Annotated in this window: 18 protein-coding genes and 1 pseudogene; 13 read left to right on the forward strand and 6 right to left on the reverse strand. The window is 64.0% G+C overall.

All coding sequences use genetic code 11. The features are described 5' to 3' along the window. Positions 1-129 precede the first annotated feature (129 nt). The 4 genes from G3545_RS29105 (at position 130) to G3545_RS29120 (ending at position 6,625) form a co-directional block, all read left to right on the forward strand. Positions 130-1,140, forward strand: coding sequence for a hypothetical protein (locus G3545_RS29105; protein WP_170017760.1), 1,011 nt, complete (start codon positions 130-132; stop codon positions 1,138-1,140). Between the two features lie 296 nt (positions 1,141-1,436). Then, positions 1,437-2,609 carry an efflux RND transporter periplasmic adaptor subunit gene (locus G3545_RS29110; RefSeq protein ID WP_170017761.1) on the forward strand — a complete coding sequence of 391 codons (1,173 nt, stop codon included), beginning with the start codon at positions 1,437-1,439 and terminating at the stop codon, positions 2,607-2,609. Then, positions 2,606-5,782, forward strand: coding sequence for a multidrug efflux RND transporter permease subunit (locus G3545_RS29115; protein WP_170017762.1), 3,177 nt, complete (start codon positions 2,606-2,608; stop codon positions 5,780-5,782). The genes G3545_RS29110 and G3545_RS29115 overlap by 4 nt, the downstream gene beginning before the upstream one ends. Positions 5,783-5,983: 201 nt before the next feature. Then, entirely contained in the window at positions 5,984-6,625 is a 642-nt protein-coding gene (locus tag G3545_RS29120) for a glutathione S-transferase N-terminal domain-containing protein (RefSeq protein WP_170017763.1), read from the forward strand. A 60-nt stretch (positions 6,626-6,685) separates the two neighbouring features. Here G3545_RS29120 and G3545_RS29125 read toward each other — a convergent pair whose 3' ends face one another. Further along, positions 6,686-7,594 carry a LysR family transcriptional regulator gene (locus tag G3545_RS29125; protein WP_170017764.1) on the reverse strand — a complete coding sequence of 303 codons (909 nt, stop codon included), beginning with the start codon at positions 7,592-7,594 and terminating at the stop codon, positions 6,686-6,688. A 157-nt stretch (positions 7,595-7,751) separates the two neighbouring features. Between G3545_RS29125 and G3545_RS29130 the strand changes: the two genes are divergently transcribed. The 4 genes and pseudogenes from G3545_RS29130 to G3545_RS29145 all read left to right on the forward strand — a co-directional run bounded on the left by G3545_RS29130 (position 7,752) and on the right by G3545_RS29145 (position 11,416). Continuing rightward, positions 7,752-8,498, forward strand: coding sequence for a gamma-glutamylcyclotransferase (locus G3545_RS29130; protein WP_170017765.1), 747 nt, complete (start codon positions 7,752-7,754; stop codon positions 8,496-8,498). A gap of 124 nt (positions 8,499-8,622) precedes the next feature. Then, a pseudogene (locus G3545_RS29135) lies at positions 8,623-10,097 on the forward strand (MFS transporter). A gap of 76 nt (positions 10,098-10,173) precedes the next feature. Beyond that, positions 10,174-10,440: a DUF982 domain-containing protein gene (locus G3545_RS29140; protein ID WP_246702956.1), complete on the forward strand. Its 267-nt coding sequence runs from the start codon at positions 10,174-10,176 to the stop codon at positions 10,438-10,440. A gap of 544 nt (positions 10,441-10,984) precedes the next feature. Beyond that, positions 10,985-11,416: a hypothetical protein gene (locus G3545_RS29145; RefSeq protein ID WP_170017767.1), complete on the forward strand. Its 432-nt coding sequence runs from the start codon at positions 10,985-10,987 to the stop codon at positions 11,414-11,416. A gap of 522 nt (positions 11,417-11,938) precedes the next feature. On the opposite strand, the gene G3545_RS29150 is transcribed toward G3545_RS29145, so the two are convergent. Both G3545_RS29150 and G3545_RS29155 read right to left on the reverse strand, forming a co-directional pair. Continuing rightward, complete coding sequence (locus G3545_RS29150; RefSeq protein ID WP_170017768.1) at positions 11,939-12,706, reverse strand: GNAT family N-acetyltransferase; 768 nt, start codon at positions 12,704-12,706, stop codon at positions 11,939-11,941. Between the two features lie 311 nt (positions 12,707-13,017). Then, on the reverse strand, positions 13,018-13,812 hold the full coding sequence (locus tag G3545_RS29155; protein ID WP_170017769.1) for a DUF4239 domain-containing protein: 795 nt from the start codon (positions 13,810-13,812) through the stop codon (positions 13,018-13,020). Positions 13,813-14,257: 445 nt separating this feature from the next. Between G3545_RS29155 and G3545_RS29160 the strand changes: the two genes are divergently transcribed. The 3 genes from G3545_RS29160 to G3545_RS29170 are packed head-to-tail and all read left to right on the forward strand — an operon-like array spanning position 14,258 to position 17,513. Next, the gene (locus G3545_RS29160) at positions 14,258-16,393 is read left to right on the forward strand and encodes an FUSC family protein (RefSeq protein WP_170017770.1); all 2,136 of its coding nucleotides are present in this window, start codon (positions 14,258-14,260) and stop codon (positions 16,391-16,393) included. 8 nt (positions 16,394-16,401) lie between these two features. Continuing rightward, the gene (locus G3545_RS29165; protein ID WP_170017771.1) at positions 16,402-16,632 is read left to right on the forward strand and encodes a DUF1656 domain-containing protein; all 231 of its coding nucleotides are present in this window, start codon (positions 16,402-16,404) and stop codon (positions 16,630-16,632) included. Continuing rightward, the gene (locus tag G3545_RS29170; protein ID WP_170018336.1) at positions 16,632-17,513 is read left to right on the forward strand and encodes an HlyD family secretion protein; all 882 of its coding nucleotides are present in this window, start codon (positions 16,632-16,634) and stop codon (positions 17,511-17,513) included. Before G3545_RS29165 ends, G3545_RS29170 begins: the two co-directional genes overlap by 1 nt. A 285-nt stretch (positions 17,514-17,798) precedes the next feature. Here G3545_RS29170 and G3545_RS29175 read toward each other — a convergent pair whose 3' ends face one another. Beyond that, positions 17,799-19,262 carry a DHA2 family efflux MFS transporter permease subunit gene (locus G3545_RS29175; RefSeq protein WP_170017772.1) on the reverse strand — a complete coding sequence of 488 codons (1,464 nt, stop codon included), beginning with the start codon at positions 19,260-19,262 and terminating at the stop codon, positions 17,799-17,801. 222 nt (positions 19,263-19,484) lie between these two features. Here G3545_RS29175 and G3545_RS29180 point away from each other — a divergent pair, with 222 nt between their 5' ends. Both G3545_RS29180 and G3545_RS29185 read left to right on the forward strand, forming a co-directional pair. Then, positions 19,485-19,814: a hypothetical protein gene (locus G3545_RS29180; protein WP_170017773.1), complete on the forward strand. Its 330-nt coding sequence runs from the start codon at positions 19,485-19,487 to the stop codon at positions 19,812-19,814. A 270-nt stretch (positions 19,815-20,084) separates the two neighbouring features. Further along, positions 20,085-20,372 (forward strand): hypothetical protein, encoded by a 288-nt coding sequence (locus G3545_RS29185; RefSeq protein WP_170017774.1) that lies wholly within the window; start codon positions 20,085-20,087, stop codon positions 20,370-20,372. 256 nt (positions 20,373-20,628) lie between these two features. Here the strand turns inward: G3545_RS29185 and G3545_RS29190 are convergent, their stop codons facing one another. After that, positions 20,629-20,859: a hypothetical protein gene (locus G3545_RS29190; RefSeq protein ID WP_170017775.1), complete on the reverse strand. Its 231-nt coding sequence runs from the start codon at positions 20,857-20,859 to the stop codon at positions 20,629-20,631. Positions 20,860-21,159: 300 nt separating this feature from the next. Next, positions 21,160-21,696, reverse strand: a complete 537-nt coding sequence (locus G3545_RS29195) for a chromate transporter (RefSeq protein WP_170017776.1) — start codon at positions 21,694-21,696, stop codon at positions 21,160-21,162.

The raw sequence follows: 21,696 nt of genomic DNA on the forward strand, positions 1-21,696 counted from the left end.
CAAGTCCGTCTGCAGGGATCAGTTGCCGGAGCGAGGGAGTAGGCGATTCACTCGACAGCGCCCCAGTCCTTGCTACGGTCGCGGGGCGGACTTTGGAGGGACGGCGAGGGGCAGATGCAAGAACCGGTCATGGAGGGGCATGGCTACTACAATGCCCATTCGGAAATCCAGGCGCGCTCCGCCGTGGAGGCGGACGCGATGCTGGAGCGCGCGCTCGCAGCGGTCGCGGTCTCGTCCGGACCGCTGACCATCGCTGACTTTGGCTCGGCGCAAGGCCGCAACTCCATGCGCCAGATGGCCTTGGCACTGGACCGGCTGACGGAACGCGCCGGCGCCGGCCGTGACATAATGGTGGTGCACACCGATCTGCCTCATTGCGACTTCGCCTCGCTGTTCGCGACACTTGAGACCGCCCCGGACAGCTACCGGCGCACCCGGGACCATGTCTTCGCCTCCGCCATTGGCCGCTCGTTCTATGAGCGGCTGCTTCCGGCTGAGAGCCTCACCTTTGGCTGGTCGGCCTTCGCCGTCCACTGGATGAGTACGTTGCCGCTGACGCTACGTTCGCACATCTGGACGAATCTAGCTGCGCCCGATGAGGCCGGCCCGCTGGCGGAGGTAGCAGCGACGGACTGGAGAAACTTTCTGGCGCACCGTGCCCGGGAACTGGTGCCATGCGGTCAGCTCGTGCTGGTTATGGGCGCCAGAGATGCGAGCGGCGCAAGCGGCCTGGAGCCGATGATGGATCTGGCGAACCGCGTGCTCGGTGAACTCGTCGCCGAGGGCAGGCTCGATGCGGATGCGTATGCCGGCATGACAATCCCGGCCCGGCCGCGCGCACGCGATGAGTTCAGCGCGCCGTTCGACGACGGCGCGTTGCCCACGCTGGTAATCGAGGAACTGGCGATTGCCGAGACACCGAACGCCGCCATGCTGCGCTGGCAGGAAACCGGTGATGCCGCAGCATTCGCAGCCGATATCACCGGCTTCTTCATCGCCGCCTTCGCACCGTGTCTGTTCGGCGAGGACCAGTCCCTGCGCGATCTTTTCACAGCCCGTTTCACCGCCGCAGTCGCGCTTCACCCGGCCCAGATCGCGCGGCCGCTGGTCACGGCGACACTGAGGATCGCCCGGCGCTGAGAGACTGCCGCGGTATCGCCCGACAATCGCGACGATCGTGCACCGGCTGCCGGCAGCGCATTTGGACTGTCTCCATGCGGGCGACAGAGCATAACGCCTCGGCCCGTTTATCTCCCAATGGGGAGCGGCCATCTTCGCAGCGCTGGTGACGCCAGGCGGCGCCAGCGGCCCGATCCCATCGGACGATCACGCATTCCAACGGCATAGATCTCCGCTTGCGAACATCTCGACGAAGGTCAGCCACAAGGTTGACCGGCGCCGATGGAAGTCGCTCGGACGAAAGAAAGCTTTCGACCATGAAGCCAACCATCTCATCTCTACGGCTCGCGGCGGTCAGCGTTCTCGCGCTGATGGTGGCCGCCTGCGAGCCCAGCAGCGTGGCGGCTCCGGCGCCGCCGACCATCTCCGCCAGCGTGCCCATGCAGCGAGAAGTGACGGGCTGGGACACCTTTACAGGGCGCTTAGAGGCGGCCGACACCATCGAAGTACGCCCGCGCGTCAGCGGCTATGTCGAACAGGTGGCGTTCCGCGACGGTGACTATGTCCATGGCGGCGACCTCTTGTTCGTCATCGATCCACGCCCCTACCAAGCGGTGGTTACACAGGCGGAAGGGCAATTGGCCCAGGCCCGCGCGCAACTCGATTTTGCCAACAAGGAGCTGGAACGGGCGCGGTCACTGGTGAAGACCCAGGCGGTTTCGACCGCGACGGTCGATCAGCGCCAACAGAACCAGCAGGAAGCCGAAGCCGCTGTGAAGACGGCGACCGGAGGCCTCGACCGGGCGCGGCTCGATCTCGAGTTCACGCGCATCTCCGCGCCGATCAACGGGCGGATCAGCCGCAAGCTGGTCGGCGAGGGCAATCTTGTCGCTGGCGGCGATGCCGGCGCGACGCTGCTTACCACCATCGTCTCGCTCGACGCCATCGATGCCTATTTCGACATCGATGAGGCGAGCTACCTCCACTACCGCAAGCTGGCCGAGAAAGACGGCAGCATGTCAATGGTGGAACTCGGCGGCGAGGTTAAGGTGGCGCTTCCCGGAGAGACCACTGCGCGCTTCGTCGGCAGGCTGGATTTCGCGGAGAACCGGCTCGACGCTTCGACCGGCACACTGCGGTTACGGGCACGAATCCCCAATCCGAACCGCGCCCTTAACCCCGGCCAGTTCGTCCGTATCTCCATGGTCGCGGATGCGTCGCATCCCGCCCTACTCGTGCCCGCCTCGGCGGTGACGAGCGACGCCTCGCAACCGGCCCTCTATGTCGTCGGCCGCGATGACACCATCGCCGCCCGTCCCGTCAGCCTTGGCCGCGTCTTCGGAAAGTTGCGCGAGATCACGAGCGGCCTCAGCGCCGACGACCGTGTGGTCGTGTCCGGCCTGCAGCGCGCCCAGCCGGGCACGAAGGTCAATGTGCAGCTCGAACCCCTGGATCCCAAGCAATTAGCCTCGAATGGAGGTGTGTTATGAACCTCGGTCAGCTCTCTGTCAGGCAGCCCATATTCGCCATCGTCCTTTCCATCGTGACGATCATCATCGGCGGCATCGCCTATCTCACTTTGCCGGTGACGGAATATCCCGACGTCGTGCCTCCGACCGTGGTGGTGTCGACCAGCTATCCTGGTGCCTCGGCGCAGGCGGTGGCCGACACCATCGCCACGCCGATCGAGCAGGAGGTCAACGGCGTCGAGGACATGCTGTACCTCTACAGCCAGGCGACATCAGACGGCGGCCTCACGCTCACCGTCACCTTCAAGCCGGGTACGGATCTCGACAAGGCGCAAGTGCTGGTCCAGAACCGCGTCGCGCTCGCCGTGCCGCGGCTTCCGGAGCCGGTCCAGCGCAACGGCGTGTCGGTGAAGAAGTCATCCCCGACCATCCTGAGCGGCGTTTTCCTGTACTCGCCCGATGGCAGCTACGATCAGCTCTATGTGTCGAACTTCGCGCTCCGGCGCGTGGTCGACGTGATCAAGCGTATCGACGGCGTCGGCGACATCCAGCTGTTCGGCGTGCGGGAATATTCCATGCGCATCTGGCTCGATCCGGAACGCGCCGCCTCGTTCAACCTCACGCCGGCGGACATACGCCAGGCGGTCAACGCCCAGAGCACGCAGGTCGCCGGCGGAGTGGTCGCCGAGCCGCCGGTCGCGAGCCAGGCCTTCCAGTCGACCCTGATCTTCGAGGGGCGTCTGAAGAAGCCGGCCGAGTTCGGCAACATCATCGTCAAGAGCGGCACCGGCGGCCGCATCGTCCGACTGAAGGACGTGGCGCGCGTCGAGATCGGTGCCCTGACCTACACCACGGACAGCTATCTCGGCGACAAGCCGGCGGTCGCCCTGGCGGTGCTGCAGCGGCCGGGCGCCAACGCGCTCTCCACGCAGGACGCCATTGCCCACACCATGGCGGAACTCAAGAAGGATTTCCCGGCCGGCATCGACTACGACATCGGCTACAATCCGACCGCCTTCATCGGCGACAGCATCCATGAACTCGTGAAGACCATTTACGAGGCCATGGTGTTGGTCGTGCTTGTGGTCGTCGTCTTCCTGCAGGGCTGGCGGCCCTCGATCATCCCGATCCTCGCCATTCCGGTCTCGCTGGTGGGCACGATGGCAGTGATGGCGGCGCTCGGCTTCTCCATCAACAATCTCAGCCTGTTCGGGCTTGTGCTCGCCGTCGGCATCGTCGTCGACGACGCCATCGTCGTGGTCGAGAATGTCGAGCGACACCTGTCGGAGGGAAAGTCGGCGCGGGAGGCGACGCTCCTGACCATGCAGGAAGTCGGCGGCGCGTTGGTGGCTATCGCCCTCGTGCTGGCTTCGGTGTTCGTTCCGACCGCCTTCATCCCCGGCCTGTCTGGCCAGTTCTTCCGGCAGTTCGGCATCACCATCGCGGTGGCGACGATCATCTCGCTGTTCAACTCCTTCACCCTTTCGCCGGCTCTGGTCTCGATGATGCTGAAGCGGCATGCGGCGAACAGCGAGGAGCACGCGCCGAAGCGCGGTATCGCGTCGCTCGGCGCCCGCGCGGCGGACACGTTCAATGCCGGCTTCGAAGGACTGTCCGTGCTCTATGGCGCGCTCGTCACGCGTCTGGTCGCCCATGGCAAGGCAATGCTCGGCCTCTATGTGATCCTGCTCGGGGCCACTGGCTATCTGCTGGTGACGACGCCGAAGGGCTACATCCCGACGCAGGACCGGGGCTACATCATCGCCATCCCGCAGTTGCCTGCCGGCGCATCGCTGGAGCGCACCACCGAGATCGCCAAGGAAGTCGGGCGCATCGCGCTCGACATTCCTGGTGTCTCGCACCTGCCGACCTTCGCTGGCTTCTCCGGCGCGACGCAGACCATCTCGTCGAGTTCGGCGGCCGCCTATGTCGTGCTGGAGCCGTTCGAGGAACGCATGAAGCATGGCGAGACGGCGCAATCGATCCTGGAAGAGTTGCGCAAGCGCGTCGCGCATATCACCGGCGCCAGCATCCTCGTCGTGCCGCCGCCGCCAGTCTCGGGCATCGGCAGCGCCGGCGGCTTCTCCATGCGGCTGGAGGACCGCGCCGGTCTCGGCACCGCGGCCCTGGCCAAGGCGACCAACGATCTCGTCGCGGCGGCCAACGCGACGCCGGGTCTGGTCGGCGTCTACACCACCTTCTCGGCCAATACGCCGCAGACCAAGGTGGAGATCGACCGCGAGCGGGCAGAGATGCTCGGCGTGGCCAGCGAGGACGTCAACGGCGCGATCGAGAGCTATTTCGGATCGAGCTACATCAACGACTTCAACCTCTATGGCCGCACCTATCGTGTGACGGCACAGGCTGACCTGCCGTTCCGCACGACGGCCGAGGACCTGACCCGGATCAAGGTCCGCAACGCCGTCGGCGACATGGTGCCGCTCGGCAATGTGGTCACGCTTTCCGACGGCTTCGGCGCCGACCGCGTGCCGCGCTACAACCTCTACCCCGCGACGGAGGTGAACGGGGACACCCTGCCGGGCTTCGGGGCGGCTTACGGCATCGCCACGATGGAGAAACTGGCGAAGCAGGTCCTGCCGGCCGGCATCAGCTTCGAATGGACCGACCTCAGCTACCAGCAGACCACCACCGGCAATTTGGGTCTGCTGATCTTTCCGCTCAGCGTGGTGTTCGTCTATCTCGTGCTGGCCGCCCAGTATGGCAGCTGGAGCCTGCCGTTCTCGATCCTCATGATCGTGCCTATGGTCCTTCTGGCCGGTTCGGCCGGAGTGCGAGCGTTGGGCCAGGACATCAACATCCTGACCCAGATCGGTTTCATCGTGCTGGTTGGCCTTGCCGCCAAGAACGCGATCCTGATCGTCGAGGTGGCTCGCCAGCTAGAGCAAGAAGGTCACGCCGTTGTCGAAGCCGTCGTTAAGGCGGCGCGGCTGCGGTTGCGGCCCATCCTCATGACGTCCTTTGCCTTCATCCTTGGCGTGCTGCCACTGGTGACCTCCAGTGGCCCGGGCGCCGAGATGCGGCAAGCGATGGGCATCGCGGTGTTCTTCGGCATGCTCGGCGTCACGCTCTTCGGTCTTGCCTTCACGCCGGTCTTCTACGTGGTGGTCCGGCGGCTGAGTGGAGGGCGGAAGCTCGACATGCACGCTGCACCCTCAGAGGCCATCCGCGCCTGAGGGCGGGCTGACACAAAGGCGAAAAACCAGGCGTCGCGGCTAAGATCCGCGGCGCCTTTTTCATCTCTTCATTGTCGCCTCAGGAGCGAAAGAGTATCTGCATTCTGGTAGTTTATCGCTCCAGGCGCGACGGCGATAAAGGGGCATCAGACGCGGCGCGACGACGGATCGGACGCGTCAGGCACAGCAAGGATGCTTCCCATGAAACTCTACCTCGCCGACAACACCTGCTCCCAGGCGGTCCAGATCATCGCCAATGAGCTCGGGCTCGACCTCGATCTCGTGCACTTCGATGTCTTCGGCAAGACGACCTCCAATGGCGAGGAGTTCTCCGGGGTCAATCCCATGCTCTACGTCCCGGTGCTCAAGACGGGCGATGACAATGATGATCAGCTTTCCGAGACGATCGTGATCATCTCCTATCTCGCCGACCAGCATCCGGACGCAGGACTCATTCCCACGCGGGGTACGTTCGAGCGGGCCAAATTCGACCAGCTCCTGGTCTTCATCGCCACCGAGATCGCGCAGAAGCACATCCCGCTCATGCGCAAGCTGCTGACCGAAGAAGGCATTGCCTGGAGCCGGAACAAGCTCGTCAGCGCCTACAGGATGCTGGACGACCGTCTCTCCGATGGCCGCCGGTTCCTGACCGGCAACGAGGTGAGCGTGGCAGACGCCTATCTTTGGGCAACCTTCTGGCACAAGCGGTCGGGTGCGCCGATCGAGCACCTCGAGCATGTGATGGCCTGGAAAGCCCGCATGGATGCGCTTCCTTCTGTGCAGAAGGCCTTGAGAGAGGAAGCTGCGATCGTCGCGAGCCACCGCAGCCGGCTCGCGGCCTGACGCTCGAGTGCGGAGGGGCACGCGTTTATGCGCGGCCCCTCCAGCGAGGCTCGCAGCCATCTAGATCCGCGTTGGCGGTCTGAACAGATTGGCGAGCGCTTCGATCACCACGCGCGTCTTCGGCGGCATCCGGCGGCCCACCGGAATCAAGGCGTGGACGGGCGGACCTTTGACATCCGCATCCGGCAACAGGTGCACGAGCTCACCGGACGCCACGTGCGGCTCGGCCACCCGATCATAGATCTGGGCAATTCCGAAACCGTTGATCGCAGCTTCGACATAAGCCCGGCCATCGCCGGTTATCAGGCTCGGCTTGGGCGCAATCTGGAAGGTCCGGCCGGACTCATGGATGGTCCAGGGGCGCAACTGCCCTGAGCCCGAACGAAACACCACTCCCTCAGCCTCACGCAGGTCCGCCACCGAATGGATAGGGTTCCGGGCCAGATAGGTAGGCGCAGCGAACAGGCCAAGGCGGATGTCGTAGAGCTTGCGCACGGTCATGTCGCTGTCGGGCGGCAACTCGCCGGCGCGCACCACGACGTCGAAGCCCTCGCCGACAGCATCCGACTGGCGATCGTTCAGGGATAGCTCCGGCAGCACCTTTGGATATTCGGTCCGCAGCGCTGCCAGCATCGGCAACAGCAATCGGCCAAAACCAATCGGGGCGTCGATGCGCACGCGCCCGTTGGGCTCGTCGCGGCGTGCCGAGAGAGCGACTTCCGCCTCGCTCAAGCCCTCCAGCGCTGCGCGTGCCGCTTCGAGATAAGTCTCGCCATCTTCAGTCAGGCGCACCGCGCGGGTGGTGCGCTGGAACAGCCTGGTTCCCAGCCGATTCTCCAGTCGCTGAACGGCCTTGCCCACGTTGGACTTGTTCGTGCCGAGCTGTTCTGCGGCACGTGTGAAACTTGCGTTCTGTGCCACCGAGACGAAGGTCGCAATGTCGTGGAGAGGTGGCGCGCTGCGGCTCACGGGCGGACTCGCTGAGATCGGGCAAGTCTACGTTCGACCCTCCCGATTGTCACCCACTCGGCGACAGAGCATCGCTGAAAGCCAGATTTATCTCCGTCATCGCCTGAGCGACAACCCTCGCAAAGAAGTGGATGCGCTCAACCCTACCGAGATTGCCATGGACCAGCCCGTGCTCAATCGCTCGCTCATTGCGGCCGGCGGAATCGACGCGATGGTTGCGCGCGATGCGCCGGACATGCGCATCCTGAGTGAAGCCGAACGCGCCGCCTCGTTGCGCGCGACGCTCGACGCCCGTCCGCCAGGCGACGTCTGGCTGTTCGGCTACGGCTCCCTGATCTGGAACCCGACCATCGAGGCAATCGAGCGGCGGACCGCGCGGATCGAAGGCTGGCATCGCGCCTTCTGCCTGTCCGCCTCGGTCGGGCGCGGTTCGCCCGAGAACCCTGGCCTGGTTCTCGGGCTAGATGAAGGGGGCGATTGCACGGGCGTGGCTTTTCGCATTGCCGAGGAGGTGGTCGAGCCGGAACTTACCCTGCTGTGGCGACGCGAAATGCTCTCTGCCGCCTACGAGCCGCAATGGCTTGATCTCCTCGATGGCCGTGGCGTTCAGTTCGCAAGAGGCATTGCTTTCACCATAGACCGCGGCACCCAGCACTATGCCGGCGGTCTTGCCGAAGAGGACGTGGTTCGCCGCCTCGCGACTGCCTGTGGCGCGTTAGGCAGTGCAGCCGAATATCTCTTCCACACCTGCGAGGGACTGCGTGCCCATGGCATCCCCGACCCGGTGCTCGAGCTGCTCGAGCACCGGGTCCATGCAGCTCAGGGGCGAGGCGATGCGCGCAACATTGTCTCCTCCGTGGAGACAGAGCATCCCCGGTCCGGCCGTTTATGCCGTTCCAAGTGACGTCTACCTCTCTGGAAACGGCCGGGTCCGGCCACCCTTCAGGAGATAGTACGTGGACCGAAACGCTCCCATATCGAACACCCGCGGAACGCTGGTCGTCGCCATCATCTGCCTGGCGGCGTTGGTGTTGCCGCTGAGCTTTTCCGGTGGTGCCATCGCCACTCCGGCCATCGGCCGCGACCTCGGCGGCAGTGCCACCAGCATGGCCTGGATCACTAATGCCTTCATGCTGACCTTTGGCAGCCTGCTGCTGACCGGAGGCGCGCTGGCCGATCGTTTCGGTCGTAAGCGCATCTTCCTGGCCGGCGTCGGTCTCTTCGTGCTGTTCTCGGCGATCCTCAGCTTCGCCCCCTCTATCCTCGTCGTCGACCTGCTGCGCGCCGGACAAGGCATAGGCGCGGCCGCCGCACTCGCGGCCGGATCCGCGGCCATTGCGCAGGAGTTCGATGGGCATGCCCGCACCCGGGCCTTCAGCATGCTCGGCACGACATTCGGTCTGGGCCTCGCCTTCGGGCCGATCTTGCAGGCATACTGATCGAACACTTCGGCTGGCGGTCCGTGTTCGTGACCAGTACTGCCATCGGTGTCGTTGCGCTGGCGTTCGGCTCTCGCAATCTGCGAGAGACCCGCGACCCAGAGGCGAAACACCTCGATTGGCCCGGCGCGCTCAGCTTCACCGCGATGCTCTCGCTTCTGACCATTGCCGTGATCCAGGCGCCAGAGAACGGCTGGTCAGACCCGGTGGTCCTAGGACTTTTCGCCGGCGCCGCGGCGATGCTCGCTCTCTTCGTGCGCATCGAGACGCGGGTCGCTCGCCCCATGCTCGATCTTAGCCTGTTCCGCTATGGACGCTTCGTCGGGGTTCAGCTTCTGCCGATTGCCACCTGCTTCGCTTATGTCGTGCTGCTGATCCTCTTGCCGCTCCGGTTCATCGGCGTCGAAGGATACAGTGAAAGCGAAGCCGGCTTGCTTATGATCGCACTGTCCGCGCCGATGCTGGTTGTGCCGGTCGCGGCCGCAATGTCCACGCGCTGGATTTCGCCCGGTCTGATCACCGGCGTTGGACTGATCGTGGCGACGGCTGGCCTTATTTGGTTGGGCACAATCCGCCCCAGCGATGCCTATGCGGCGATCGGACCGATGCTGGTGATCGGAACAGGAGCTGGCGTTCCCTGGGGGCTGATGGACGGGCTGGCCGTCAGCGTCGTCCCCAAGGAGCGTGCGGGCATGGCAAGCGGCATCTTCAACACCTCGAAGGTCGCCAGCGAAGGGATCATCCTCGCCATTGTCGCAGCAGCCTTGTCGGCTCTGAGCGCGACCGGAGTCGGATCATTCGCGGCAGCCGGAATCCAACCGCAGGTCCTCGCCGAAATTGGCCACCGTCTCGCGACGGGTGACGTGGTGAGCGCCGCATTGCTCGCCCCGGGCGTCGATCGCACCGTTCTACTTCAAGGTTATGCCGAAGCCTTCCGGAGCCTCACCCACGTGCTTGCCGCTATTACGCTACTGTCCGCGCTCGCCGCTTTCACCTTGCTGGGCGGAACCCGAAGTGGAGAGGCGGCCGACGGTGCTGACTCTGCGGCTGTAAGCAGCTGTTAGATCAAGGCTGGCGTCCAAAGCCCTTGAACCGACCGCGTCGCCTGGTGTTGAATCCGACATACCAGACTTGGAACCGGTGCAGCGGCAGATCGCCGACGTCGGCGAGGCCGCTCTGGTCCTGCTCTACAAGTGGCCGGAGGCCGACGTGACGTCGAGGCCTCACCTGACCGCCCGGAAGCCGGCGTTGGCGGCCCTTGAGGGCAAGGGCACCCACGAGGCATTCCGGGCCGCATTCATCAAGGCGGCCGACCGAGTGGAGATCCTTGCGCCTGGTCCGGACCGACCCAGTGTCACGCTACCGGGACATGTCGCACGGCCTTGGGCGCGGCGGCTGAAGCGGTAGATATCCACTAGAGGTATCAGAGGCAGGACGACTGCGGCGGTTCTGCAACACATAATGACGGTTCGCGCAACGGCAGTCGGATCCTCGTTGACCCCAATGTTTCCGTTCCGCAACCTTAGCAGGCTAAGGTTGCAATCGATTTGGGGGCCTACCAATGAAAGCTTACACCGCACCTCGCCTGATCAAAGCCGGCAAGCTCTCCTCTGTCACCGCCGGCGCGAACTTCTCCGGCAAGAAGGGCAAAGTCATCGACAACTAGCCCGCATTGCTCACTCGGGTTCAACGCCCGAGTGAGCTTCGTTTGGCAATATCCCCGACTGACAGGCACTTCCTCGATCTCCATAATGCCGCATTAAGCGAACCAGCGGTGCCACCGGTGGCAAAACCTTGCTTTGGCTCCTCACGCGGCTTCCTCGATTGCAGCGGATGTGTACTCGCCAGCCTTCGTCTGTCCGACGAAACGCTCATCCTGAGTTCGCAAACACGCTCTAATTGAAAGCTCGTCTTCGCTCGACTGCGCTTCGGTCTTTCGTTACCGTGGGGTATGGCCATCCAGGGGGTGCGGATGTCGAGAGAAAGCATCATAAATACAGGTTCGGGCCGGCATCGGCGCCTCGGCTTCACACCAGCCGCGCTGCTGGTCGCCGCGTTCTCGCTTGCGGGCCTGCACGAAGCCGAGGCGGCGCGGTGCGGGAATCCGGCGCGGTTCCGCTCGGTCGATGGCGGACCGAAGATCAATATCGTCATCGTCAACAAGTCGGGCCAGTACCGTAACGTGGATTGGATCGACCGGAACGGCAGACTGGTTTCGATGGGAAGCGTGCCGGCCGGCGGCTCCTTCCCGATGTCGACCTGGGACGGCCATACCTTCATGCTGACCGACGGGCCGGGGAATTGCGTCGAGATGTTCCGCGCCAGCGCCGGCAACAGGCAGGTCGTGCTCCGGGCCAAGAGTTCTGGTTCCGGCCCAGAGTGACCTCGGGCTTTCACTGCGTTCCCCGGGATTGATGTCGGCCACTTCACCGTGGCTCGAGCCGGAAAGGGCTGGGCGCCACCTTTCTCGCCCACGACGCCCGCGGTTACGCTCCCTGCATGTGCAACCTCTACAGCATCACCACGAACCAAGAAGCCATCCGCCGGCCCAGCCACGCCCTTCATTTGCTGCTGTCAGTAATCACCATGGGCGTATGGCTTATCCCGTGGTTTCTGATTTCTGTGTTCTCGAGCGATTCGAAATACAAGCGCCCGAACTGTGGAAGCGACACGTTCACGTACCTGCCAAAGGGTAAGCGCCACCTTAAATCTTGAGCGTCATTTGCCACCGAACCTCATAAGCTTCGTGGCGGCTGGAGCGGACCTTGGAGGCGTGGGGGTGGCGCAGGCGTGACAGGCATTCCCAGGCGCTACCAAAACCCATCACCGGTGCTCAACACCTGCAGAGAGGGCCGCCCGCAAAATATGCCACACCATTCACGGGCGAGGGTGGATGGGCCCCGCTTTACTCCTTCGTCCGGTGGAACCAGTCCAGAGAAGGCGATCCTCGACCCTTAAAAAATCCATCGCGCACAGCATCGGAGGAGACGAGCGGGTTAGCGCGTGCTGCCTCCAAAGCACGAGTCAATAAAGACTCTGGTGGCGAAGCGAGATCCAAGGTCGAGAGCATCCCCAGCCTATACCCCGCCTGGAACGATAAATCGTCCGCATTGGTGCGGTCACCGCCCGCCAGTCGCCAGAGCTCGTATTGAGCCACGCCGAGGGCGAGTTCACCATCTGGCAGGAAGTCGGCCATGGCCATACTTCCTGTCCTCTGGAAACCGAGCTTGCCGAGCAATGTCAACGAACGCGGTGCTATTGCACCAAAGACGACGGCTGAAGCTCCCCGCCAAGGCGTGCTCCCGAATAGCCAATTCAACGCCATTGACGCGGCTTCCATGGCGTAACCCTTCCCCCAGGAGAAAGGGTGAAGGCCGTAGAGTATTTCGGGGTCGTCTCCGATGTCGGGGGCAGCAAAGCCGCACCAACCGATCATCTCTCCCGCACCATTACGAATAGCCCAAACCCCGTACCCCCACTCATCCCATGATGAGTTGTGCCAGCCAATACGTCGCTCAGCCGCCAGCATGCATTTTTCCCAGCTGGACGCATCTGCGGTGATACTCTTGGTGACTTGAGGGAAGGAAAGAATATGCGCAAGCGCTACCGCGTCGCCGTCGCAGCATGGCGACAAACTAATGCGGCTTCCGCGTAGGTAAGGTATGGAGGACATGCGGCAACCTCATCGGATGCTATTCCATCTCGTTACACGCCGCGCGTGCTGAATGCGCGCTGAACGAGCAAAACGCGTCACAGAAAGCCCTACTTATCCCTTTGTCCGCTCCGCTGCGCCCTGGTCTGAATTCAAGGAACTTCGAAGGCCGTTGCCAGACAGCGCAGTTAGCTAACCGTAGGCCTCCCCGCGATATGCACGACCGGCGGACACGCCGGCCGGGTGATGGCCAGCGCCAGGCGGACCAAGTGCAGCGAGAGCCAGTAGAGCACGGGTGACAGCGCCAATTCATATTGCCGACGCCATGGCATTTAGCGGTTCATGTCCGCCAATGCGTCTCGCATTGCAGCGCTAGGGATACCAAAAAAGCCGGTGTAAGGCTCGCTTAGGTCTACGATGACGAACATCACGCTCGATACGGAAAGCACCCCGATCAATAGAACCACCGCGGTTAGCCGGCGGCGCGGGATCTGCAACCCGAAACTCAAGAACACAAGCGCGAGCCAAATGCTGATGATGGAAACGAAGAGGCTTCCCGAGGGGGCGTGAGTGTCTTCGATAACGGCCCACCGTCCCTCAACCACCATTTGATAGTCTGCCCGGCAACGGGCGGCCGTGTTGCTGCCACCAGCGTCTACAGGCGAAACCGATTCAATGGCCGAGCCGATGTCGAGCATGATTCGGCTCAATTGCGGATCCTCGCCGCGAAGGGCCATTTGCCGAACGTCCGGCATCCCCTCGACAGATGCGGATGGTTCTTCAGGCCACGTGCTGGCAATGACCGCCGCAGTATATTGACGAAGCTTCAGCCGCGTCGCCTCCATCTGCGGGCCAAGTCTACGCAGGCATTGATCGAGGGTTGCCAGCTGGGCGGCGTAAGTTGCCCGGTCCTTGCTGGCAGCATTGAACGCCGTTCTTGCCGTTGACAATTGGAGGCTCAAGATCAGGGCTGCGAAGGTGACAAGCAGACCCGTCACCAGACGGATCGCATCCATGTTCTCGTTCGACAGGTGCTGCTCGAGCAGGCGACCTCGCAGCACGACCCCGCCTAGCGCGCTAAGGCTGAACAGCGCCAAAAAGCCGAGACCGTATATGGTTTCAATCATTTGACTCTCACAATTGCCACCCACCACCTACAGCAATTCGATGCGTTGCGAGAGTCAGCGGAGACGCACGCCAACGAATTGGACTAGCCACCTCTTACAGCTGACCCCATGGCATCCGGGTCGTGCTCGGTGTGGTGTTGTTCTTCCTTCTCCAGATCGCCGCGCCCGTCGCTCCAGTGCCCTTGCGTGGCGGAGCGAACCGGTTCGGCACGAAAGCCGATGACATCGGGCAGGCCGACCTCTGGCCCCTGGCGAGGGCTCCAGATCCGGGTCGCCGTCGATCTCGTCGAGCAATACCTCGTTTCTGCGAACCGTTCAGCGCGCCGTTGATGAGGTTGGCGGGCCGAGCCGCGGCGAGCGCGGTTGAAATCATTTGCCCGTCGCGTGCCATGCATAGGATGCTGAGACGAAGGCGCAGTAGGCGCCGGGCGGGGGCTGAGGGCAAATGAGCGTCGCCGAGGCGGAGCGCAGGGGGGCGGCTTTCCGCTTCCCCATCGATCTCGGCTGGCGCAATTTCGTCTTCGCGCTGCGAACGGCGCTTGCCGCGGTTACCGCGCTCGCCATCGCCTACTGGCTGGAACTCAGTGATCCGCAATGGGCGACGCTCACCGTCTATCTGCTGGCGCAACCGACGGCTGGTGCTGCCGTCGCCAAGGGAGCCTGGCGCACCGTCGGCACGGTGTGCGGAGCGCTGGTCGGTCTGGTCGTGGTCGGGATGTTCTCGCAGGCGCCCGAGTTGCTGGTGGCCGCCATCGCGCTGCTGATCGGCCTCGTCTTCTATGCCGGCGCGCGGGTGCGCAACTACACCTCATACGGCGTGCTGATCGGTGGCTACACCATGCTGCTGATCGGCTTCGAGGGCTCCTCCGATCCGTTGAACGCGTGGTCGATCGCACTCGATCGCACCTCTGAAATCCTGATCGGCATAGCCTGCATCACCGCGGCGAGCGTCATCGTGCTTCCACGCTACGCTGGCGACGTGCTGCGCGCTTCGCTCGCCGGCACCTTCTCCGGCCTTTCGCGCTATGGCGCCGCGGCGTTGCGCCCGTCGACGCCGGCGGCACGCTTCATCGCGCAGCGCCGCCGCATGGTGGAGCAGGTTGTGACATTCGACGCGCTGCGCTCATACACCGTGTTCGAGGCGCCGGAGATGCGCGCGAATGACGAGGCACTGCGCAAGACGACTCGCGAGTTCCTGCGGGTGCTGGCCATTGCACGCGGATTGTTCTTCCGGCTGGAGGACTTCCGCGAGGAAGGGGCGGACACTGTGCTGGCGCGCCTCAGCCCGGCGCTCGCCGCGACGGTCGCGACGCTCGAGCGCATCGCCGCGGAAAGCGGAACCCTGGACGATCCGGGCCGCATCGAGGGCGAGTTGTCGGCGGCCGGCGCCGCTCTTGATGCGGCGAGTGCCGAACTGGAAGCCATGGCCGGCACGGTGCCGTTCGAACCCCTCGCCAACGCGGTGCTGGTGGTGCGCCGCGCAACCGATCTGTTGCATCAGCTTTCCCTGGTCATCTGCAGCGAGGCGGCCAGCGTGCGGGCGGGCCCGTCCCCGGCGCAACCGCGCGCTGTCGAGCCGGCACCCCCGCAGGGCCATCGCGAGGCGGTTCTCCTCGGGCTTCGCGCGGCGTTCGTGATTGCCGTGGTCAGCCTGTTCTGGACGGCGACCGGCTGGAGCCAGGGCTTCACCGCCATGTCCGGTGCCGCCATCATGCTGTTCTTCGGCGTCAACCAGGACAACGCGATCCGCGGTGGGCGATCCTTCATGCTGTGGGCGGCGGCCGGCATCGCGGTCGCCTATCTGGGGATGATGATGGTGCTGCCGCGCATCGAGGGCTTCGAAGCGCTGGCGCTGTTCCTCGTGGTGGCGCTGCTGCCGGCCGGATTGATGGCGGGCACGCCGGCCTATGCGTGGCCGGGCATTGCGTTCGGCGGCTTCATCATCTCCGAGCTCGGCACCAGCAATCTTTTCACGCAGGACGTGTCGGGGTTCGTCAATGGGGGCGCCGCCATCCTGCTCGGCATGGCCGGGAGCCTCGTCTTGCTCGGTGTACTGCCGGTGACCTCGCGAGCGACACGGGCGCGCGCCTGGAATGTGATCGTGGGGCGGCTGCTGCCGGAGGCGGCGCGCGGCGCACCGCCAGAGCGCACCATCGTCGCCGAGATACTGGCGATGGTTGGGGTGCTGCTTCCACGCCTGGCACTCGACCTCCAGGATGATGAGGACTTCCTGCGTGGTGGCCTGGGCGCGGCCTCGGCCAGTGTTGAGCTCGGTCGCCTTTCGCGTGCCGGTCAGGAGCGGACGATGCCGCCTGCCGCGGCGCATGCGATCGCCGAGTGCCTCACGCGCTTTGCAGCGCTGCTCGAGGACGTTGCTCGGCCCGGCGCCGATCGAGCGGCGATGCTGGCGCAGGCGGAAGCCGTCGTGGCGCAGGCGCGCCGCATATTGGCGGGTCTCGTGCTCGAACCCGGTTCGCCGGCGGCGCGCGCGGTGGTGAGGGCAGGGGCTTCACTGCGCTTCATCGACGACCGCTTTGGCATCGACCGCCCCTTCCTGCTGCGCAGCTTTGCGGACGAGTGAAGCCGGCCATGGATGTACCCGCGCTCACCGCCTTCCATTCCATCAGCTTCTTCGGCTTCTATCTGCCACCGCTACTGTTATGGGCGAGCGTGGCGCTGATCCCTTATGTGCTCGCGCGCTGGGCGATCGGGCGAGCCGGGCTTTACCGCTTCGTGTGGCACCGACCGCTTTTCAACCTGGCGCTCTATGTGCTCATTCTCGGTGGGATGATCTTCATCGGAGGCAGGGGATGGCTGTAATGGGCGCTTCGGCGAGAACCGCGCTGCGCGTCGCCGTCACCTTCATCGCAGCAGCGGCGGCGTTCTATGTCGGCTGGTGGCTGTGGGACTACTACACCCTTGCGCCGTGGACCCGGGATGCGCGGGTGCAGGCCAATATCGTCGAACTGGCGCCGGATGTGTCGGGTCTCGTCACCGCGATCAACGTTACCGACAACCAGCTCGTGAAGAAGGGCGACGTGCTGTTCGTCATCGACCCGCAGCGCTTCCAGGTGGCGCTGGACCAGGCACGAGCGACCGTCGAGCAGCGCCAGCAGGCACTCAAGCTGGCGCAGGACGATGCCAGGCGCGATGCCGAGGTCTATTCCGGCGACCCCTCCGCAATCTCGGTGGCGACTGCCGAGCGCTCACGGGTCTCCGCCGCCGAGGCGCAGGCGGCGCTGCAGCAGGCCCAGGCGGCGCTGGCCAGCGCACAGCTCGACCTCACCCGCAGCCAGGTGCGCGCTCCGGTGAACGGCTACGTGACCAATCTCACAGCCAGCGTCGGCGACTATGCCAGGATCGGCAAGGGCGTGCTGGCGCTCGTCGACAGCGATTCCTTCTATGTCTACGCCTACTTCATGGAGACCAAGCTCCCGGCGATCCGTGACGGCGACCCGGCCGAGGTTTGGCTGATGGCTGGCGGCACGCAGTTGCGTGGGACGGTGCAGGGTTTGAGCCGTGCCATTGCCGATCCCGACGCTGCCGGCGGGCTGCTCGCCTCGGTCAATCCGAACTTCGACTGGATCCGCCTCGCGCAGCGTATTCCGGTCCGTATCAAGTTGGACAATCTGCCGTCCGGTGTGCGCCTCGCAGCCGGCATGTCGGCAACGGTAGCGGTCCACCCGGCCTCCCCACCCTGACCAGTGGGGCATGCCGCTCCATTCTCCTTGACGAAACTCCCATCGGCCTTGGAAAGAAAGCCAGCGCTCGTCGCTCTCGACCCTATTTCAGCGCGTCATCGATGAGGTTCGCGTGCCGAGCCGCAGCCAAGGCCGCCTGGCTGCGCGCGATGTTCCGAGCGTTCGTCTCGTACTCGCGCGTGAGGAGCGTCGTGTTCGAGCCGGTGCTGGCCGGCGGAGCATATGCGTACTTCTTGGCGAGCCAGGCGCTGTCCGCCTGCCAAAGCTCGGGATCAGAGATTTCCGTCAGGCCGGGCGGCTCCTGGCCGGGATCAGTGAGACGATGCCGGCGGCAATCGCCATGACCGCTACCATGAGCAGGCTGCTCTCTACGGCGGCGAGTAGGGGATGTCCCGCGAAGTAGACCCATTTGGCGTTCGCATCGCTCGCTGCCTGCAGCCGCCATGACAAGGTGGAGGACGCGGTTGCGACCCCGACGCTGGTGCCCAGAACCCGCATCAGATTGAGCAGCGAGCCCGCCTCGCCAGATAACGCACCCGGTGCGGCCTTGAGTGTCGCGTGGTTGTTGGGCGCGATGAACACGCCGAGCCCGGTGCCAAACATCGCGAGGGCCAGCGTGCCGATCAGACGGTCAGCGGTCGCATGGGCCTCGGCGACCCCCAGTATCAGCACGGCGGCAACGCATATGGTCATGCCGGCGACGCTGAGTGCCCGGGCGCCCAGGCGGTCGCTCAGGCTGCCGCTGAACGGCGCGACGAGTCCGAGAGCGACCGGCACGACGGCGAGCCGCAGGCCCGCCGCCTGAGGGCTGTCGCCGTGGCCATGCTCCAGTGCAAACGACATCAGGAGGAACATGCCATAAAGCATCGCGTAGCCGAGCGCGACAGCGAGGGCGCCGCAGGTGAAGGCCTTGCTGTCGAACAGCCGCAGATTGATGAGCGGCGAAGCCGAACTATCCTCCTGCCGCACAAGGAGCCAGACCAACAGTGCCGAGGCCACGACGAAGCTCAGCGTGATCGGCGAGGTCACGCCCCACGTCGAGGCCTGGTTGAGTGCGACAACCAGCAAGATGAGCGCCGGGCCGATGAGCAGCGCGCCGTTCCAGTCGAACGTCTTGCCTCGGTTGATACTCTCGGTCTGAGGGAGCACCAGCCAGCCGACAAGGAAGGCGACGAAGCCGAATGGCACCGTCACCCAGAACAGCCATTGCCAGCCCAGCGCACCGAGGAGGAGGCCGCCGACCACGGGTCCTGCGCTCATGCCCACAGCTTGCGCTGCCGAGAAAAAACCAAGTGCCCGGCCGCGCCGGTCGGCGTCGACCGCCGACACCAGGATCGAGATGCTGTTGGCGCCGAGCAGCGCCCCGCCAACGCCCTGAAGCACCCGGAACACGATGAGCCAGCCCAGGTCGGAAGCTAGGCCGCATAGTGCGCTGGCGAAGATAAACAGGGCATAGCCGGCGAGGTAGAGCGACTTCCGGCCGAACATTTCGCATAGCCGCCCGAAGATCGGCAGGAACGAGGCGAACGCGACGAGATAGGCGAGCGAGACCCAGCTGACGGCTTCGAGTGAGACCGAGAACGTTTTGCCGAGGGTCGGCAAGGCGAGTTGAACGATCGTCGCATCAAGTTGGCCTATGAACGCGCCGATGCAAACGAGGGCGACGATGAACCACGGGTACCAGGCCTGCCGCGTGAGGACAGCGAGCGGCGCCGGCTCCGTCCTCAAGAGACCAAGCAGGTTCGGCAAGAGACTATCCATCGGCAGGGGGAATGTCGGGCGGTGAGGTGGGGCAGCCGGAGCGCGATACCATTCTACTCCATGGACCTGGCTGACCACAAGCGGGGCCGGCGCAGGCGCGCGTCATGGTGACTGCCAACCGGTGACGTAAAGCGGCGCAGGCTCGGCGATGGGAAGGCGTGACACAGGCGTGACGCGCATTCCCCAAATGCAAAACGGAAAGGGCGACTGATGCCGCCTCTTTTGTTTACGTTCGAGCCTCGAACGATATTCACCTATCGGTCGTATCGCTTGCCGGCGACCACATACAGCGAGCACGCCATGTCTCCAGATTATGCCAAGCGCGTAAGGGTGGTCCTCGCATTTGTCGTCTCGCCGCTGGTGCCCGCGCTTCTCGGTGTGGCACTGGCGGCCTTCGCCAGAGGAGATCCTGGAATTATTTTCAGCACTGCCACCCTTTGGGCGGCGAAAATCACTATAACTTTCGGATACCAAGTTGTGCTTGCGATTGGTGTGCCGCTATATCTTGTGTTAAGGAAATATAGACTAACGGGAATCTGAAATTTTATTTTGGCAGGGGCGGGTTGCGGAATTGCAATGTATTTATTCTTCATTGTTTTGCCGCACGTCAGCGACGGCGCTATCGCAATGGTGAGGCGAACGGCCGAGACAATCTCTCTGGCAGGATTGGCATTTTGCATTGGCGCGTTATCGGGCTCGTCTTTTTGGCTCGTGGCTCGACCTGACCGAATGGGGGCCTAAGGCTCGCTAAGCTCAGTGACCTGCTGCCTTTAGTTGGCGTCGTCAGGATATTCAGAAGGCTGCTGCCGCATGAACGAAGAGCGCGTCAGGAAGCTGCGGATCTACGCCGACTTCAACTCTTGCATGGAGGACGATCGAGGCATGTGGTGCTGGCTCTTGCGGCATGACGGCAAGCTGCTCGACGAGGTGGCAACCACCCTCGATCTCCGGGACGGATTGTTCGTGACGCTCTATTACGAGGACCCTGGAGAGGAGTTCGAGGTCGACGCGGTCCTGGGGCATATTGCAGAGCCAGGCTGGGACACAATGTGGATGGCGCTGCCGAACTGGGACTCATATCGTCGCCTGAGAGGCTAAGAAAGCGCGCTCCCACTCGACCGCGGCTCTCAGGGGATGCTTACGTTGATGCCGCCCCTCCTCAACTATTCAAGTCGCCAAATTGGCGACTTGATCCTGTCGATATTGCCTGCCCGCGATGTGCACCGTCGGATGGGCCGGCCGCATGATGGCGAGCGCCAAGCGGACTAGCTGCAGCGACAGCCAGTACAGCCCGCGCGAGACACGAAAGCCCCAGCCATTGTAGGTTCAGCCAGGTTCGGGTGATCTGCCTCAATCAGGGCTTTGCCCGGCTGCGGCGCTTATCCCGGGCAGCTTCGCTACGGTCGGCTACGGCTTTATCACGAGCTTCGCGCAGTGCTTTCAGCTTGGCGATCTTGGCGTGCGTTGCTTCGCCGGGGTCAGTGGCGTCCTTCCCCTGAAGATCGGATGGCGCCGACAATTTGCCAAACGCCACCTCTGCCGCGGCGCGAGCGGGAGATACCGGCTTATCATTCCGCTCGGTCATATTCTGATCGCCACCTGGATTCGATGCCTCGAATATAGTGCCGACGTCGCGAGCCGTCGCCTGTCTATGCGCTTCCGGCCAATCCTGAAGTCCGCAACGTGAACATGCATCATTCATTGACTGTCCGCGCTATGAGCGGGCGCGCGCGGCAGCCATGGCCTCGTAGAGCTCGAAGATGCCATCGACGAGTGCTCGGCGCCGGCGCGGCCCGAGCATGCCGGTGCGGAGCAGGCGTCCCCGGAACGAACTTCACATCCGTATAGCCGAGCTGAGCGACGAAACATCAAGAGTCAGGCGGATTCAGGTGATCTGATTGCCGTGAACCATCACGACTATCGCCGCTCCGCAGGCCAGCAAAAGCAAAGGATGTACACGCGTCTTCAGCAAAAGGGCTCCGGAGGCCAGCGCGACAACACGCGGGGCCCAGCCGCCCTCGAGCGCCCGGAACAGGACGTATGTTGCCGCTAGTATCATGCCGGTTGCGACCGGTCTGAGCCCGGACTCGATCGCGCGTTGCCAACGCGCTCCACCGAAGCGGGCCCATACATGCGCCACGCCGTAGGCAAGGAGTGCCGTGGGGCCGATAATTGACAGCGTTGCGACCAACGCTCCCCAAAAGCCGGCCACATGCCAGCCGATCAGGGTGCACAGCACCGAACCGGGCCCAGGGGCCATCCGAGCGATGGCAAAGATGTCGAGAAATTGGGCCGGCGTCATCCAATGGTGAACCTCGACGACTTGCCGATGGATGTCGGCGAGGGCTGACTGGCCACCGCCCACCGTCGCGAAGGACAGCGGCAGAAACACAAGCATCAGGCTGAGCAGAAGATTCGCCAT

It is taken from the genome of Starkeya sp. ORNL1, assembly GCF_012971745.1.
In the GTDB taxonomy this organism is placed as follows: Bacteria; Pseudomonadota; Alphaproteobacteria; order Rhizobiales; family Xanthobacteraceae; genus Ancylobacter.

What these genes read in the sequence shown, in the direction of transcription:
- G3545_RS29105 (WP_170017760.1), top strand. Translation starts at nt 130, where the DNA reads ATGGAGGGGCATGGCTACTACAATGCCCATTCGGAAATCCAGGCGCGC.
- G3545_RS29110 (WP_170017761.1), top strand. Translation starts at nt 1,437, where the DNA reads ATGAAGCCAACCATCTCATCTCTACGGCTCGCGGCGGTCAGCGTTCTC.
- G3545_RS29115 (WP_170017762.1), top strand. Translation starts at nt 2,606, where the DNA reads ATGAACCTCGGTCAGCTCTCTGTCAGGCAGCCCATATTCGCCATCGTC.
- G3545_RS29120 (WP_170017763.1), top strand. Translation starts at nt 5,984, where the DNA reads ATGAAACTCTACCTCGCCGACAACACCTGCTCCCAGGCGGTCCAGATC.
- G3545_RS29130 (WP_170017765.1), top strand. Translation starts at nt 7,752, where the DNA reads ATGGACCAGCCCGTGCTCAATCGCTCGCTCATTGCGGCCGGCGGAATC.
- G3545_RS29145 (WP_170017767.1), top strand. Translation starts at nt 10,985, where the DNA reads ATGGCCATCCAGGGGGTGCGGATGTCGAGAGAAAGCATCATAAATACA.
- G3545_RS29150 (WP_170017768.1), bottom strand. Translation starts at nt 12,706, where the DNA reads ATGTCCTCCATACCTTACCTACGCGGAAGCCGCATTAGTTTGTCGCCA.
- G3545_RS29155 (WP_170017769.1), bottom strand. Translation starts at nt 13,812, where the DNA reads ATGATTGAAACCATATACGGTCTCGGCTTTTTGGCGCTGTTCAGCCTT.
- G3545_RS29160 (WP_170017770.1), top strand. Translation starts at nt 14,258, where the DNA reads ATGAGCGTCGCCGAGGCGGAGCGCAGGGGGGCGGCTTTCCGCTTCCCC.
- G3545_RS29165 (WP_170017771.1), top strand. Translation starts at nt 16,402, where the DNA reads ATGGATGTACCCGCGCTCACCGCCTTCCATTCCATCAGCTTCTTCGGC.
- G3545_RS29170 (WP_170018336.1), top strand. Translation starts at nt 16,632, where the DNA reads ATGGGCGCTTCGGCGAGAACCGCGCTGCGCGTCGCCGTCACCTTCATC.
- G3545_RS29180 (WP_170017773.1), top strand. Translation starts at nt 19,485, where the DNA reads ATGCCGCCTCTTTTGTTTACGTTCGAGCCTCGAACGATATTCACCTAT.
- G3545_RS29185 (WP_170017774.1), top strand. Translation starts at nt 20,085, where the DNA reads ATGAACGAAGAGCGCGTCAGGAAGCTGCGGATCTACGCCGACTTCAAC.
- G3545_RS29190 (WP_170017775.1), bottom strand. Translation starts at nt 20,859, where the DNA reads ATGACCGAGCGGAATGATAAGCCGGTATCTCCCGCTCGCGCCGCGGCA.
- G3545_RS29195 (WP_170017776.1), bottom strand. Translation starts at nt 21,696, where the DNA reads ATGGCGAATCTTCTGCTCAGCCTGATGCTTGTGTTTCTGCCGCTGTCC.